The following is a 13,786-nucleotide window of genomic DNA, read 5'->3' as shown; positions in this document are numbered from 1 at the left end:
CGCTGATTCACAAATGTGAAGAGTTAACGGCCGAACCGGTGAGCACAGCGTGAAGACCGGAAACCAGCATTTATTCTGGGTACGACGACGTGCACGCGGCGTCGTCTACCTAAGTAAAGGGCTTAGCGTTTTCCACACATTCTCCGCAACACGCGGCTCGCCGTTGGCCGTCGGATGCAGTCCGTCGTCCTGCATGAGGGCAGGATCGAGTGCCACGCCTTCGAGCAGGAACGGAAGCAGCGGCACGGCGTGGCGTGCAGCGGCATCCGCGTAGACCTTGCGTAGCCCGTCGCGATACTGCGGGCCGTAATTGACCGGCAGTTCGATGCCCAGCAGCAGCACCTTGGCGCCGGATGCCTTCGCGGCGGCGATCATCGCATCCAGATTGGTCGCCAGCTGGGTCAACGGCAGGCCTTGCAGGCCATCGTTCGCGCCCAGTTCGATCACCACGACGGCGGGATGCTGTGCCTTGAGCAAGGCAGGCAGGCGATTCTTCCCGCTGAGCGAGGTCTCGCCGCTGATGCTGGCATTGACCATCGTCCACGGCGTCGCCATGTTCGACATGCGAGCCTCGAGCAGGCGAACCCATCCCGCGTCCACGGGGATGTTGTGCGCCGCCGACAGCGAGTCCCCGAGCACCAGCACCTTGCGTGGCGCATTTGCCGCGGAGGCGATGGCGCAGCAAACCCATAGCAACAGGACCAGGCAACGACGCATGAGCGATTCTTCCCGTGTTCTTCTCGAAGTGACCGATGTTACCAAGTCGGTCTTCGGCCCGGAGGGACGCCTCGACATCCTCTCGGGCGTGAACCTGCAGGTGGCCGCGGGCGAGAGTTTCGCCATCGTCGGCGCTTCCGGCTCCGGCAAGACCACGTTGCTTGGACTGTTGGCCGGCCTGGACGTTGCCACCTCGGGCAGCGTGCGGATCGACGGCCAGGCGCTGGAAGCGGTGGACGAGGAAGCCCGCGCGGCGATCCGGCGGCGGCTGGTCGGCTTCGTCTTTCAGTCGTTCCACCTGCTGCCCGCACTCACCGCGGAGGAAAACGTAATGCTGCCGCTGGAACTGGAAGGCGACGACGGTGCGCGCGAACGCGCCCACGCCGCGCTCGACGCGGTGGGGCTGACGGCGCGGCGCCGCCATTATCCCGCTCAGCTGTCCGGCGGCGAGCAACAGCGCGTGGCCCTGGCGCGCGCCTTCGTCCACCGGCCGCGCGTGCTCTTCGCCGACGAACCCACGGGCAACCTCGACCAGCACACCGGCGAACAGGTGGGCGACCTGCTGTTCGCGATGAACCGCCAGCATGCGACCACCCTGATCCTGGTGACCCACGATCCGCGACTGGCCGCCCGCTGCGCGCGCTCGGCCACGCTGCACGAGGGCCGTCTCGAGGTTGCCGCGTGAACGTCACACGCCTGGCCCTGCGCACCCTGCGCCGCGAATGGCACCTGGTCGAACTGCGTACGCTGGCGGCGTCGCTGGTGCTGGCCGTCATCGCACTCGGCGTGGTAGCCACGCTGTCCACACGGATCGAGCGCGGCATCCTTGCCAGCGCGGCCGAGCTGATCGGCGGCGACCTGGGCGTGACCGCCCCGGCACCCTTGCCCGAACCGTTGTTCCGTGCGGCGCAGGACGACGGGCTTACCGTGTCGCGCGGCGCCTCGTTCCGCAGCGTGGCGTTCGTCGGCGAGCGCAGCCAGTTGGTCGAGGTGCAGGCGACCGATGCCACCTATCCGTTGCGCGGCACGCTGGAAGTGCGCGGTGCGGACGGGCGCAGCCGAGTGGCGCACGGGCCCGGCCGTGGCGAGTTGTTCCTCGATCACCGCGCGATGGTCGGTCTGGGCGTCCGGCCGGGCCAGACCGTGCAGGTGGGCGGGAAGGACCTGCACGTCACGGGCGAGCTGCTCCGCCAGCCAGACGGCGGCGAGCTGTTCGCCCTGGCGCCGCGTGCGCTGATGAACCTCGACGACGCCACCGACGCCGGCCTGCTTTCGATCGGCAGCCGCGCCCGTCATCGCCTGCTGGTGTCCGGCCCCGCCGGCGCCGTGGCGACCTGGCGGGGAACGCTGGAAGCCTCTCCGCTGCCCCAGGGCGCCGAGCTGGTCACGCCGGAGAAGATGCAGGAGCGCATGCGCTCGGCCTTCGACCGGGCCAGCGCCTTCCTGCGCCTGACCGCCCTGCTTTCCGCCCTGCTCGCTGGCGTGGCGATCGCGCTCGCGGCGTCGCGCTATGCACGGCGCAAGGCGTCCGAAGTGGCCTTGCTGCGCGCGCTCGGCGTACCCCGTCGACGGGTGGCCGCCCTGCTGGTCGGCACCCTCGCGGCGCTGGCGCTACCTGCCGCCGCGCTGGGCATGGTGATCGCCCTCGCGCTGGCCCAGGGCGCGTGGTACTTCGCGCGACAGTTGTTCGACAACATACCGACCACGCTGCCGCTCGGTCCCGCGTTCGCGGCCGCCGCCATGGGCCTGGCCGTGCTCGCGGGCTTTGCGTTGCCGCCCCTGGTCCGTCTCGCAGAGGTGCCGCCCGTGGCGGTGTTCCGCGAGTCCATGCAGCGCCGCGTGCGCCGTTTCGACGTGCTGTACCTGATCCCGTTGCTGACCGCCATCGCGCTGGTCTGGGTGCAGAGCGACTCGGCCAAGCTGGCAGGCATCCTTGCCGCCAGCCTTGCCGGCGTGGCCGTGGTCGCGGCCCTGCTGTCCGCCCTGCTGCTGGTAATCGCCCGGCGCGTGGCGCCCGGCGCGCATCCGGCGCTTCGGCTGGGCCTGGCCGCGCTGGCCCGCCGCCGCGGCCTGTCGCTGGTGCAGGCCACGGCGCTGTCGCTGGGCCTGTGTGCGTTGCTGCTGCTGGCGGTGATCGCACCGTCGCTGCTGGACGGCTGGCGACGCGAACTTCCCGCGGACACGCCGAACTGGTTCGCGCTCAACCTGCAGGACGACCAGCGCCAGGGTTTCACCGATGCCCTGGCCAGGATGGGCGCCACGCGCAGCAACATGATGCCGCTGGCCGTGGGCAAGCTCACGGCGATCAACGGCCGCGCGGTGGATACGCTGACGTTCGCCGACCCGCAGGCACGCGATGCCGCCGACCAGCAACTGCGGCTGTCGTGGAGCTCGGACCTGCCGCCGTCCAACCAGGTGATCGCCGGGGCGTGGCCGGGACCGTCGCCCGCCCACGCGGAAGTGTCGCTGGATACGTCCTGGCGCGACCGGTTCCAGCTCAAGCTGGGCGACACCCTGCGTTTCGAGGTGGGTGAAGGCAGCATCGACGCTCGCGTGACCAGCATCCGCAAGGTCGACTGGAGTTCGTTCCGGGTCAACTTCTTCCTGATGCTCGATCCGGCCCACGCGTCGGACCTTCCACACACGTGGCTGACCAGCTTCTACCTGCCGCGTGGTCATGCGGACGAGCTGGCACGCCTGTCGCGCGATTACGGCAACCTCAGCCTGATCGATGTCGATGCCCTGCTCGATCGCGTGCGCGACATCGTCGACCGGGTGGGCGGCGCGGTGCGCTGGGTGCTCGGATTCAGCCTGCTCGCGGGCGCCCTGGTGCTCACCGCGGCGCTGGCCGCCAGCGCGCAGGAACGCCGCAAGGAAGCCGCACTGCTGCGCACGCTGGGCGCCACGCGCATGCAGTTGCGCGCGGCGGCGGCCTGCGAGTTCGCGCTGCTGGGGCTGGTCGCGGGGCTGACGGCGGCACTGGGCGCGGCGGGGGCGGGGCTATGGATGGGCCAGGCGGTGTTCCGCATCGAGCACTTCGTCCCGCCGTTGTGGCCGCTGATCGGCACGGCGGCCGGGGCGGCGGTCGTGGTGATGCTGATCGGTTTGTTCGGCACGCGACGGGTGCTGAACACCTCGCCGATGGCCCTGCTGCGCGAGGGCTGAGCCTTCGACTAGGCCGGGCGCTGCATGTCGAAGGCCATCACGATGGCTTCCTCGCGCCCGCCTTCCGAGGGGTAGTAGCCCGGCCGCCGTCCGATCTCGTGGAAACCCAGGGAATCGTACAAGGCCTTGGCGGCGGGATTGGACGGGCGGACCTCGAGGAAAACCCGCTCCACGCCATACCAACGGGCCAGGTCGATCAACCGGCGCATCATGCGCCGTCCGTAGCCCAGGCCACGCCAGGCGTCGCCGATACAGATGTTGAGCACATGGGCCTCGCCCGCGGCGACCGACAGGATGCCGTAGCCGGCCACCTGGTCGTCGTGCACCAGCACCCAGCAGTTGTGCCCCGCCTGCAGGCAGTCACGGAAGATGCCGGCCGTCCACGGGAAGGGATAGGACGCATGTTCGATGGCGACCACGGCGTCGAGATCGTCGCGGCGCATCACGCGGACTTCGGTGTACGGACGGGTGACGGCAGCCATGGCGGATCAGCTCCGTGCGAACGCGCGGCCCAGGGCGCGCAGGCCGTTCCAGAGGCGGCGCTTGGCGGCGGCATCGGTCAGGATGAGCGACGGCGTGTCCACGAGCACGATCTGCGCCGCGCCCTGCTGTGCGGCGGAAAGCTGGTGGCCCAGGGCGCGCGCCTGCGCATCGCCGAACACCAGGTACGTGGCGGCCAAAGGTACGTGCATCAGGCCGGCGGCGCCGACCTCCAGGCGTGCCGCGCGGGCCGTGACCGCGCCGAAGGCACGCAGCGCATGCCCGACGATGTCCCGCTCGCGCTCGGTACAGCCCGAAGGCAGGATGACGACGCAGGTGGCCCGCTCGCCCGTGGTCGCCGGACCCTCACCCTCGACGGCATCGATGGAACGCGCTGCCACCTCACCCGCCCGAAGACGCCACGGCGTGACGCCCATGACCTTCAGCAAGCGCGCGTGGCGGACTGGCACGGCCGACATCAGGGAGCCCCCGTGGTCCTGGCGTGGCGGCGCACACGGCGACGGTGCGCGGCGCGGCCCCACAGCGTCATGACCGGGCCGGACACTGTGTAGAACACGGCCACCGCGAACAGCACGCGGGCGGTGTCGATCACCAGCAGCACCACCACCAGCACGGCGGCGATCAGCCAGATGAAGGGCACGCGATCGCCCTTCGGCCATGCCTTGAAGCTGTAGTAACGCACGTTGCTGACCATCAGCAGCCCGGCGATGACGGCCAGCGGCAGCGCGAAGAACGCCACCGACGGCCCCGACACGTCGAATTTGGCCATCGTCCAGACGAACGACATGCACAGGCCGGCCGCGGCGGGACTGGCCAGCCCCTGGAAATAGCGCTTGTCGGCCACGCCCACCTGGGTGTTGAAGCGGGCCAGCCGAAGGGCGGCGCACACCGCATAGATGAACGCCCCTGCCCAGCCGATCTTGCCCCAGACGGGGCCGTAATCCGCCAGCGACGACAGCGCCCAGGTGTAGAGCACCAGCGCGGGGGCCAGGCCGAAACTGACCAGGTCGGACAGGGAGTCGTACTGCACGCCGAATTCGCTCTGGGTGTTGGTCATGCGCGCGACGCGGCCGTCCATGCCATCGAGGATGGCGGCCACGAACACCGCCAGGGCGGCGGTCTGGTAGTGGCCGGCGATAGCCGAGACGATCGCGTAGAACCCCGAGAACATCGCGCCCGTGGTGAACAGGTTCGGCAGCAGATAGATGCCGCGGTGTCGTGGCCCCCGGGGTTGGATCGAATCGCTCATAGACAAAGCCGTAACGTGGGCCATCAGTGTAGCCCAGGCGTCGTCGCTTGCACGCGCGCGGGCCCGGTGATACTTGTTGCGCCACCCTTCCCCTGCCGGAACCACGCATGCGCCGCTGCCTCGCCCTCGCGATCCTCGTCACGGCCTGCCCCCTGGCGATGGCCCAGGCCTACAAGTGGAAGGACGCCCAGGGCGTCACGCACTACGCGGACACACCGCCGCCGGGAAAGATGAAGTACGAAACGGTCAAGACCAGTGGCAGCGCGGCGGCACCCGCACCCGCCCCGGCCGCGGCCGCCCCGGCGAAAGCCGCCAGCACACCGCCGCCGGGTAGCCCGGTGGCCGACAACCCGGCCAACCGGGCCAGATTGTGCGACCAGTTGCGCAAGAACATGGACGTGCTGGGCAAGGACCAGGTCGTCTCCGTGGACGACGGCAAGGGCGGCACCCAGCCGCTCGACGATGCCGGCAAAAAGCGCCAGGTGGAAACCACCCAGGCCCAGATGACGCTTTACTGCAAATAGATGCCCGGCGCGGGGCCGGGCTTGCACCTATAATCGTCCGTTCACTCCCGACGAATCGCCCGCATGCGCCTCAGCCAGTTCCATCTCGCCACCGTCAAGGAAGTTCCCGCCGACGCGGAAATCGCCAGCCACCAGCTGATGCTGCGCGCCGGCATGATCCGCAAGCTGGCGTCCGGCCTGTACACCTGGTCGCCGCTGGGTCTGCGCATCATGCGCAAGGTGGAAGTCATCGTGCGCGAGGAAATGGTCCGCGCCGGCGCCATCGAGGTCCTGATGCCCTCGGTGCAACCGCGCGAGCTGTGGGAAGAAACCGGCCGCTGGGAAAAATTCGGCGGCCAGCTGCTGAAGATCAAGGATCGCAAGGAGCAGGAGTTCTGCTACGGCCCCACGCACGAGGAAGTCATCACCGATTTCGCGCGCAACGAGCTGAAAAGCTACAAGCAGCTGCCGCTCAACTTCTTCCAGATCCAGACCAAGTTCCGTGACGAGATCCGCCCCCGCTTCGGCGTGATGCGGGCGCGCGAGTTCCTGATGAAGGATGCCTATTCCTTCCACCTCACGCCGGAATCGCTGGGCGACACCTACAAGGTGATGTACGACGCGTATTCGCGCATCTTCACCCGCCTGGGCCTCACCTTCCGCGCGGTGGATGCCGACACGGGCGCCATCGGCGGCAGCGCCAGCCACGAGTTCCAGGTCATCGCCGACTCGGGCGAGGATGCCATCGCGTTCTCCGACGGTTCGTCCTACGCGGCCAACATCGAGAAAGCCGAAGCCATGGCGCCCGGCATCGAGCGTCCGGCGCCGTCCGCCGACCTGGCGCGCGTCGCCACGCCGACCCAGCGCACCATCGAGGAGATCACGGCGTTCCTCGGCGTGCCCGCGGCGCAGACGGTCAAGACCATCCTGGTACGCGGGGTGGAAGGCCTGGTTGCGCTGGTTGTGCGTGGCGATCACGACATCAACGAAGTGAAAGCGGCCCACCTGCCCGAGCTGCCCGACACCTCCGAACTGGCCAGCGAGGCGGATATCCTCGACGCGATCGGCACGCGCCCCGGCTTCATCGGCCCGGTCGGCCTGCCCGACACCATCCCGGTCATCGTCGACCGCAACGCCGCGGTGCTGGCGGATTTCGTCTGCGGCGGCAACCAGGACGGCACCCATTACACCGGCGCCAACTGGCAGCGCGACGCACGGGTCAACCGTATCGCCGACATCCGCAAGGTGGTCGACGGCGACGCCTCGCCCGATGGCCACGGCACGCTGCGCCTGGCGCGCGGCATCGAGGTTGGCCATATCTTCCAGCTCGGCCAGAAATACGCCGAAGCCATGGGTGCCCGCGTACTCGACAACAACGGCAAGATGGCCACCATGTACATGGGCTGCTACGGCATCGGCGTCAGCCGTATCGTCGCCGCGGCGATCGAGCAGCGCCACGACGACGCCGGCATGATCTGGACCGACGCCATGGCGCCCTGGCGCGTGGCCGTCTGCATCATCAACCCGAAGAACGATCCCCTCGTCACCGAAGCGGCCGAGTCGCTCTACCAGACGCTGTCACAGGCTGGAGTGGATGCCGTGCTGGACGACCGCGGCCTGCGTCCCGGCCCGATGTTCGCGGACATGGAACTGATCGGCATCCCGCACCGCGTGGTGGTCAGCGGACGCGGGCTGGAAGCCGGCACCTTCGAATACCGTGCGCGCACGGATGCCGAAGCCCGCAACATCACCCGCGACGAGCTGCTGGCCTTGCTCAACCCCTGAGCAGTTGAGCAAGCCGCCGTACGCCCTATGCGGGCAAGGCGTGTACCCCGTGTAGGAGCGCGCGTTCGCGCGCGACATGTGTTGAGGCCGAACCCCGGAGCTGGCGCGCCAGCCCAGGGATTATCGCGAAAAGATGTCGCGCGCGAACGCGCGCTCCTACATGTCGGGGCCCCGGCGCATCGCACTGGCGTCGTCACCCTCAGCAACATCGCATCATTGCAACGCGGTATTGATCGCCTTCGCATAATCCGCCGTGGTCCGGCCCGACGCCGAACACTTCTGGATATCGTCGTACAGCCACATGAAGCCGCCCGGGATACCCGCGCTCTGCTTCCACGCCGCCATCTTCGACTGCACGCTTGCCGGCGAGTCACCGGCCGAGCAGCCACTGCCGTTCTTCGACCACAGCCCCGGAATCACCGGCATACCCAGCGCACTCGTCCACTGCGCCGGATTGTTGCCCGTCCCGCCGGCGTACGCCTGCAGGTAGACCTTGTCCACGGCGCTGCCCAGGTTGGTCTTCAACGACGCCCAGAAGCTGCGATTGGTATAGGGCGCAAACGTGATCTTGTAGCCCAAGCCAGCCAGCATCTTCCCGAACGCCGTCGCGGAGGCCAGATCGTAGGCGCTCTCGTCGTCGAAATTAGCCGCATCCGCACCGGTGATCTGCTTGAGCAACTGGAAGTTACGGTAGAGGATGCTGTCTGGGCCGGTGCCGGAACCCGCGCCGGTGCCATTCACCAGCGCCTCGATACTCTCGAAATCCGTGGTGCCGCCGGCACCGATCGATACCTCGATGCGATTCACCGAGGTGGGCGCCTGTTTCAGGGTCGCCAGTTCGGCCGACCAGCCCGTATTCGGACCGATATAGCTGCCATTGCTGATAAGCGGCTCGTCGTTGAGATGCAGGTCGCCGTTGGTGTCGACATGCACGCTCCACAACATAACGGTGGTGAATCCCGAAGCCCGAAGGTCGTTCATGACAGCGGTGCCTCCGCTGTAGAACGGACCACCACCGTAGATGGCGGATTCGGCGAGGACGTTGCCGGACATACCAAGGCTACCGGCGAGAATGAGCATGAGGGCGGTTTTGCGAGAAAAGGAGATCGGCATGACGTTTTCCTGGCAGGACGTGGATGCATTACGCTCACGATAAGTCCGGGCAGTAATTCGGCGCTGAACTGTAGGATTAATCCGATAATCGAGCCCGGTTCTATCGAGCATCCCACGCCGAGTTTCCATGGGTCCGCCAATTAGGTCACAATTACTCCAGTTAACCCTTGCCGGTTAATCGCCTGATTAACCGGGCAGCCACCCTTAGTAAAAATCACCACCGGGAGATGCCTTATGGCCGTCGATATCAAGAATCTCAATCACAATCAGCTCAAGGAGTTGATTGCCAAGGCCCAATCCCGCCAGAACGAGCTGCGCAAGGATAAAGTCTCCAGCCTGCGCGAAGAAATCAACGCGATGATCAAGGCCGAAGGATTTACCTTCGACGACGTGTTCGGCGCCCGCGCGCCCAAGGCCCGCCGCGCCGGCACCACCGTTGCCGCAAAGTACCGCAATCCGGATGATGCCGAGCAGACCTGGTCGGGCCGCGGCAAGCGTCCGCGCTGGTTCAACGAGGCGCTGAAGGCCGGCAAGAAGGAAGCCGATCTGCTGGCCTGACCGCACCGCCGCTCCGAATCCCTGGCGTCGCCCGGTCTTACAACGACCGGCGCGGCGCCACTATCAGGTCGCCGAACAACAGCCCCGCCACCAGCGACACCAGCAGCGTGACGCCCAGCAGCCCGGTATCCATGCCCAGCGAGGCGTCGTGGTCGAGCAGGTACGACACGCTGCGGAAGCTCACCGATCCCGGCACCAGCAGGATGATGCCCGGCTCGCGAACCACCGCGCCGGGCTGCTTCGCATAACGCGCGTAGACGTTGCTCAGCGAGCCCAGCAGCAACCCGCCGACGAACACGCCGAACGGCGCCCCCGGCAGCGAACCGGAGATGCTGCCGCCCCAGCGTGTGGCCAGATAACCCACGATCACCGCCCCCATGACCACCAGCCAGTCACGACGCGCGGCGCGGAACAGGATGGCGAACGAGAACGCGCCGATCGCCAGCATCGGCCAGTCCGCCCAGCCGGGTAGAGGCGCCAGGGCATAGTCGCGCGACACGATGCCGAAGGCCTCGCACAACTGGCTGGCGGCCACCGTGCCGAACGTCAGCTTCAGCAGGGTGGCGATGGCTCCGCCCATACGGGCCACGCCCGCCACCAGATGCTGGCTGGAAATCTCGCGCACCGCCGTGGTCAGCGCCATGCCCGGCATCAGCACGATCAGGCTGCCGAGGATCACCGACTTCACCGCCAGCGGCACGAGATAGGCGCTGACCACGATGGCGATCGCCGTGGCCACCATGGCACTGATGGCGTCGCTGGCCGTAGCCAGCCGCGGCCGGCTGCCCGAGGCCACCGTGATCCAGCCGATGATGACGCCGATGAATCCCGCCGTGATCAGGTCGGGCCAGGCGCTGTGCAACAGCAAGCCGACGACCGTAGCGGCACACAGTCCGTAGCTGGCGATGACGCCCAACGCCGCGCGGGAGGTCTCCGGCGCGCCGAGCTTGCGCAGCAGATGGAAGCCTTCGCGCAGTTCCATCTGGCCATCGATGACCGCGTCGGCGATGCGGTCGGCCTCGCACAGGCGGGCCAGGTTGACGTCGCCGGGGGGCAGCCGCATCACCTGGGTGACCTGGGCCACGCCATCGTCGCCCTGCCCCAGGTCGGCGAAGGACACGATGATGGCGGTGGGACTGGACCAGACCTCCGCCGACAGGCCCAGGCGCTGTGCGGACCGGGCGATCGCGGTTTCCAGCCGCGGCGCCGTGGTGCCGTACTGGTGCAAGCGACGGGCGAGCTCGGTCAGGAACGCGATGCGGGTGTTGATCGCCGTGGTGGCGAAGCTCACCGGGACGGTCAGCGGTACGACCTCAGGCAACGTCCGCCGCCTTTACGCGAAGGGTGGTGCCGTCGATGCCGACGACTTCGACGGTGGCGCCCAGCGGCAGGTCGGGGCCGGCGACCAGCCACATGCCGTCGCCCACCTTCGCCTTGCCCCGCCCCTGCACGATCGGCTCGCACAACGTGTAGCGCTGCCCGATCAGTTGCTCGCCGCGCCGGTTCAGGCGCTCGTTGCCGGCCGGAGCGCGGGTCAGGCGGGGTCGCAGCCACTTCCAATAGAGGAAGCACGAGGCGAAGGCCAGTACGGCGAAGATCACCGCCTGCGCGAGCACGGTGAGATCAGGTATCGCCAGCATCACCAGACCCGTGACCGCGGCGGCGATACCGATCCAGAGCAGGAAATAGCCCGGCAGCAGCACCTCGCCTCCCAGCAGCAGCAAGGCGGCGATCCACCACAGGTAATGCAGTGCGATCTGGCTCATGGCGTCAGCGCGGCAACGGCGGGGTGCGGTTGACGGTGCCGGTATCCGCCTGCGCACGCTGCTGTTGCTGCGTGGCCAGCGAGGCCTTGGCCAGCTCGGCGATACCGGCCAGCGAACCGAGGATGCCCGTGGCCTCCATCGGCAGCAGCAGGGTTTTCTGGTTGGGCGACTTGGCCATTTCCTTCAGGGCCTCGACGTAGTTGTTGGCCACGAAGTAGTTCAGGGCGTTGACGTCGCCGTGCGAGATGGCATCGGACACCATCGAGGTGGCCTTGGCTTCGGCTTCGGCCAGGCGTTCGCGGGCCTCGGCCTCACGGAAGGCGGCTTCCTTCTTGCCCTCGGCGCTGAGGATGGCGGACTGTTTTTCGCCCTCGGCCTTGAGGATGGCCGCCTGGCGGAAGCCCTCGGCATCGAGGATGTTGGCGCGTTTTTCGCGCTCGGCCTTCATCTGGCGCGCCATGGCGTCTACCAGGTCGCGCGGCGGTGAGATGTCCTTGATCTCGATACGGGTGACCTTGACGCCCCAGGGATGCGTGGCTTCGTCGATCACGCCGAGCAGTTTGGCGTTGATCGCATCGCGCTGGCTGAGGCTTTCGTCCAGGTCCATCGAGCCGAGCACCGTACGGATGTTGGTCATGATGAGGGCCAGCGCCGCGCCTTCGAGGTTGGCCACCTCGTAGGCGGCCTTGGCCGCGTCCAGCACCTGGTAGAACACCACGCCATCCACGCGGACCACCGCGTTGTCCTTGGTGATGACGTCCTGCGAGGGGACTTCGAGCACCTGTTCCATCATGTTCATCTTGCGCCCGATGGCGTAGACGAACGGAATGAGGAAATGCAGCCCGGGGCTGAGCGTGCCGGTGTATTTGCCGAACATCTCCACCGTCCACTCGTAGCCCTGCGGCACGATGCGGATCAGCTTCGCCAGGATCGTGACGGCAACCACGACCACGACCAGCGCGACGATACTTCCCATGACCTGTTATCCCTGTCCGAGGTGTGTTGCCCGGAGTATAGGCGAAGCGGGTCAGCCCGGACCGGCGGGCAGCGCCAGGGTGACGCGCAGGCCGCCGCCCTCGCGGTTGGACAGGGCGATGCGCCCCCCGTGGGCCTCGGCGATCTCGCGCGCCAGCGCCAGGCCCAGGCCGGTACCCGCGCGCTTGGTCGAATAGAACGGCAGCAGCGCCTGGGCGAGTACGGTATCGCTCATGCCGGGCCCCCGATCGGCCACCTCGACCAGCACCTCGCGTCCCACCGCGTGAACCGACAGGCTGACGCCGGATGCATCGCCGCCGGCCTCGTGAGCATTCTTGATGAGGTTGATCAGCACCTGTTCGATCTGGCTCGCGTCGAACCAGCCATTGCGCTCCGGCACCGGCGCCGCGAGTTGGAACTGCGCATGCAGTGCCAGTCCGTCGAGGAACGGCTTCCACGACACGGCCGCCACTTGTGGCGTCGGCAGCTTGGCGAAACTGGCATAGCCCGAAATGAAACCGTGCAGGTGCTTCGCGCGGTCGCCGATGGAGGCAAAGACGCCCGGCAGGCGGTCCAGGTCGCCGCGCCGTGCCAGTTCGGCACCGGAATAGGACAGCGACGAGATGGGTGCCAGCGAGTTGTTGAGCTCATGGCTGATGACTCGGATCACCCGCTTCCAGGTTTGCACTTCCTGGCGCGACAGTTCACGGGTCATCCGGCGGTAGAGCTGCAGGCGATGCGGGCGCCCCTGCAGGCGGAAGCCGCGCTGGGAGAGGTGGAAGGTTTCCTCGCTGCCCTCCATCTCGACGTTGAACAGCGCATCCTCGCCCGCGGCTGCGGCGGCGCGCAGGCTTTCGGGCATGGTGTCCAGCAGCGTCTGGAAATCCAGGCCGGCCAGCGCGCGACCCTGGTTGAACAGTTGCCGCGCGGCGATGTTGGCGTAGGTGACCTTGCCCGCGGTATCGGTGAGCACCAGGGCCACCGGTGTGTTCTGCACCACGGTGTCCAGCAACAGCTCACGCTGCGCCAGGTGCTGGCGCTGCTCGCGCAGGGTCTGGCCCAGTTCGTTGTGCATCCGGATCAGGTCGCCCAGTTCGTCGTTGCGCTCCGACCGGATGGAGATACTGAAGTCGCCGTCGCGATAGCTGGCCACCGCGCTTTCCAGCGCACGCATCAGGCGGCGCACAGGTTCCACCAGCACATGGGCCATCCAGGCCGACAGCGGCAGCAGCACGATGAGGCAGATCAGCAGGGCGGTGGTGGCATCGAAGGTCTCGACCGGCACCGCCGCCAGCACCTTGCCCGACTTGTCCGGCACCGTGCGCATCCACGTGACCAGCTGGGGGAACGGCCAGAAGCATATCCCGGCGAACACCAGCGCACCGACGATAGCGGACGTGGCCACCACCAGGGTCATGCGCCCTTCCAGCGTCAGTATGCGCATGCGGTGGCTC

General features: G+C 67.7%; 14 protein-coding genes. 5 read left to right on the top strand and 9 right to left on the bottom strand.

All coding sequences use genetic code 11. From position 1 onward, the window contains the following. Nucleotides 1–105 precede the first annotated feature (105 nt). Nucleotides 106–717, bottom strand: coding sequence for an arylesterase (locus tag AB8808_RS05420; RefSeq protein WP_369927384.1), 612 nt, complete (start codon nt 715–717; stop codon nt 106–108). Between AB8808_RS05420 and AB8808_RS05415 the strand changes: the two genes are divergently transcribed. Together AB8808_RS05415 and AB8808_RS05410 are read left to right on the top strand one after the other, a co-directional pair. Beyond that, nucleotides 716–1,402: an ABC transporter ATP-binding protein gene (locus AB8808_RS05415; RefSeq protein WP_285404007.1), complete on the top strand. Its 687-nt coding sequence runs from the start codon at nt 716–718 to the stop codon at nt 1,400–1,402. The genes AB8808_RS05420 and AB8808_RS05415 overlap by 2 nt on opposite strands. Beyond that, nucleotides 1,399–3,882, top strand: coding sequence for an ABC transporter permease (locus AB8808_RS05410; protein WP_369927382.1), 2,484 nt, complete (start codon nt 1,399–1,401; stop codon nt 3,880–3,882). Before AB8808_RS05415 ends, AB8808_RS05410 begins: the two co-directional genes overlap by 4 nt. A gap of 8 nt (nt 3,883–3,890) precedes the next feature. Here AB8808_RS05410 and rimI read toward each other — a convergent pair whose 3' ends face one another. The 3 genes from rimI to pssA are packed head-to-tail and all read right to left on the bottom strand — an operon-like array spanning nt 3,891 to nt 5,632. Next, a complete protein-coding gene (gene rimI, locus AB8808_RS05405) occupies nt 3,891–4,364 on the bottom strand; it encodes a ribosomal protein S18-alanine N-acetyltransferase (RefSeq protein WP_369927380.1) in 474 nt (157 codons plus the stop codon). 6 nt (nt 4,365–4,370) lie between these two features. Next, nucleotides 4,371–4,841, bottom strand: coding sequence for a hypothetical protein (locus AB8808_RS05400; protein ID WP_369927378.1), 471 nt, complete (start codon nt 4,839–4,841; stop codon nt 4,371–4,373). After that, entirely contained in the window at nt 4,841–5,632 is a 792-nt protein-coding gene (gene pssA, locus AB8808_RS05395) for a CDP-diacylglycerol--serine O-phosphatidyltransferase (protein WP_369927376.1), read from the bottom strand. The genes AB8808_RS05400 and pssA overlap by 1 nt, the downstream gene beginning before the upstream one ends. A 107-nt stretch (nt 5,633–5,739) precedes the next feature. Here pssA and AB8808_RS05390 point away from each other — a divergent pair, with 107 nt between their 5' ends. Then, nucleotides 5,740–6,156, top strand: a complete 417-nt coding sequence (locus AB8808_RS05390) for a DUF4124 domain-containing protein (RefSeq protein ID WP_369927374.1) — start codon at nt 5,740–5,742, stop codon at nt 6,154–6,156. A gap of 63 nt (nt 6,157–6,219) precedes the next feature. After that, on the top strand, nt 6,220–7,920 hold the full coding sequence (locus AB8808_RS05385; protein WP_369927372.1) for a proline--tRNA ligase: 1,701 nt from the start codon (nt 6,220–6,222) through the stop codon (nt 7,918–7,920). A gap of 213 nt (nt 7,921–8,133) precedes the next feature. Here the strand turns inward: AB8808_RS05385 and AB8808_RS05380 are convergent, their stop codons facing one another. Continuing rightward, on the bottom strand, nt 8,134–9,033 hold the full coding sequence (locus AB8808_RS05380) for a hypothetical protein (protein WP_369927370.1): 900 nt from the start codon (nt 9,031–9,033) through the stop codon (nt 8,134–8,136). Nucleotides 9,034–9,267: 234 nt separating this feature from the next. On the opposite strand from AB8808_RS05380, the gene AB8808_RS05375 reads away from it, so the two are divergent. After that, nucleotides 9,268–9,591, top strand: a complete 324-nt coding sequence (locus tag AB8808_RS05375; protein WP_369927368.1) for an H-NS histone family protein — start codon at nt 9,268–9,270, stop codon at nt 9,589–9,591. 37 nt (nt 9,592–9,628) lie between these two features. Here AB8808_RS05375 and AB8808_RS05370 read toward each other — a convergent pair whose 3' ends face one another. From AB8808_RS05370 to AB8808_RS05355, 4 genes are read right to left on the bottom strand one after another with little or no spacing between them, the layout of a single operon-like run. Then, complete coding sequence (locus tag AB8808_RS05370) at nt 9,629–10,912, bottom strand: threonine/serine exporter family protein (RefSeq protein WP_369927366.1); 1,284 nt, start codon at nt 10,910–10,912, stop codon at nt 9,629–9,631. Then, complete coding sequence (locus tag AB8808_RS05365; protein WP_369927364.1) at nt 10,905–11,357, bottom strand: NfeD family protein; 453 nt, start codon at nt 11,355–11,357, stop codon at nt 10,905–10,907. Before AB8808_RS05365 ends, AB8808_RS05370 begins: the two co-directional genes overlap by 8 nt. A gap of 4 nt (nt 11,358–11,361) precedes the next feature. Then, nucleotides 11,362–12,333, bottom strand: coding sequence for an SPFH domain-containing protein (locus tag AB8808_RS05360; protein WP_369927363.1), 972 nt, complete (start codon nt 12,331–12,333; stop codon nt 11,362–11,364). Nucleotides 12,334–12,384: 51 nt separating this feature from the next. Further along, entirely contained in the window at nt 12,385–13,776 is a 1,392-nt protein-coding gene (locus AB8808_RS05355; RefSeq protein WP_369927361.1) for a sensor histidine kinase, read from the bottom strand. Nucleotides 13,777–13,786: the final 10 nt, after the last annotated feature.

Origin of the sequence: Xanthomonas sp. NCPPB 2632 (assembly GCF_041228075.2) — a bacterium.
GTDB lineage: Bacteria > Pseudomonadota > Gammaproteobacteria > Xanthomonadales > Rhodanobacteraceae > Luteibacter.
Note: the sequence above shows the minus strand (reverse complement) of the source record. Positions and strands in the feature narration are given on the sequence as shown.

Excerpts from the sequence above, each read along its gene's own strand:
- AB8808_RS05385 (WP_369927372.1), top strand. The coding sequence starts at position 6,220 with ATGCGCCTCAGCCAGTTCCATCTCGCCACCGTCAAGGAAGTTCCCGCC.
- AB8808_RS05360 (WP_369927363.1), bottom strand. The coding sequence starts at position 12,333 with ATGGGAAGTATCGTCGCGCTGGTCGTGGTCGTGGTTGCCGTCACGATC.
- AB8808_RS05375 (WP_369927368.1), top strand. The coding sequence starts at position 9,268 with ATGGCCGTCGATATCAAGAATCTCAATCACAATCAGCTCAAGGAGTTG.
- AB8808_RS05400 (WP_369927378.1), bottom strand. The coding sequence starts at position 4,841 with ATGTCGGCCGTGCCAGTCCGCCACGCGCGCTTGCTGAAGGTCATGGGC.
- pssA (WP_369927376.1), bottom strand. The coding sequence starts at position 5,632 with ATGAGCGATTCGATCCAACCCCGGGGGCCACGACACCGCGGCATCTAT.
- AB8808_RS05390 (WP_369927374.1), top strand. The coding sequence starts at position 5,740 with ATGCGCCGCTGCCTCGCCCTCGCGATCCTCGTCACGGCCTGCCCCCTG.
- AB8808_RS05380 (WP_369927370.1), bottom strand. The coding sequence starts at position 9,033 with ATGCCGATCTCCTTTTCTCGCAAAACCGCCCTCATGCTCATTCTCGCC.
- AB8808_RS05420 (WP_369927384.1), bottom strand. The coding sequence starts at position 717 with ATGCGTCGTTGCCTGGTCCTGTTGCTATGGGTTTGCTGCGCCATCGCC.
- rimI (WP_369927380.1), bottom strand. The coding sequence starts at position 4,364 with ATGGCTGCCGTCACCCGTCCGTACACCGAAGTCCGCGTGATGCGCCGC.
- AB8808_RS05415 (WP_285404007.1), top strand. The coding sequence starts at position 716 with ATGAGCGATTCTTCCCGTGTTCTTCTCGAAGTGACCGATGTTACCAAG.
- AB8808_RS05365 (WP_369927364.1), bottom strand. The coding sequence starts at position 11,357 with ATGAGCCAGATCGCACTGCATTACCTGTGGTGGATCGCCGCCTTGCTG.
- AB8808_RS05355 (WP_369927361.1), bottom strand. The coding sequence starts at position 13,776 with ATGCGCATACTGACGCTGGAAGGGCGCATGACCCTGGTGGTGGCCACG.